We start from the raw sequence: 657 nt of genomic DNA, 5'->3' as shown, positions 1-657 counted from the left end.
CGTCCGCTGTTTGCAAATAACCCACAGATCGCGATGGACGTCGTGGAACTGCGCCAGGCAGTGCTGGATGTTGCCCTGGCGCATTTTCACCTGCCGGTGACCCCAGATATTCATTATCGGGTGGATGATGCCGCCCACTTCATGGCGCAGGTAGACCCTGCCCGCTACTCACTGATTTTTTCTGACCTGTATTCCGCCAGTGCCATTGTGCCCTTGCAGTCTTCACGTGAGTTTTTGCGTCAGTGTGCGCAAACGCTGAAGCCTGACGGTTGGCTGGTATTGAACCATCCGCAGGCCCCGGATGAAGACTCCGCGTTTTCCGATGCACTCACAACCCTGTTTCGCACCGTACTCTATTGCACCACACCCAGTGGCAATGTGGTGATCTATGCCAGCGTCGGGCATTGCCGCACACCGCTGACGCAACTGCGCGCCATGATGAAAGCCAGCGGTGAAGGGTATCAGTCTGATTTCTCTCTGCTGGCGCATAAGATCTATCGCTGGCCTGGTCAACCGGCCTGAGACCGTTGTTCAGACTTCATTTCCTTTAAATTTTCCGGCGAACATTGCTGGTAACCGGAGCGTGGTCTATTTTTAGCGATCAAAGGGAATACGTTCATTACCGAGACCATAAACAGAGACAATAAAATGATCATT

1 protein-coding gene is annotated in these 657 nt (G+C 53.1%); it reads left to right on the top strand.

From position 1 onward, the window contains the following. On the top strand, positions 1-522 hold a 522-nt coding region (locus WH277_RS05500), incomplete at its 5' end, for a spermidine synthase (RefSeq protein ID WP_445235312.1). Positions 523-657 lie beyond the last annotated feature (135 nt).

The organism is Erwinia sp. MYb416, assembly GCF_037479575.1.
Taxonomy (GTDB): Bacteria; Pseudomonadota; Gammaproteobacteria; order Enterobacterales; family Enterobacteriaceae; genus Erwinia; species Erwinia rhapontici.
This window is presented reverse-complemented; position numbering and strand designations above follow the sequence as displayed.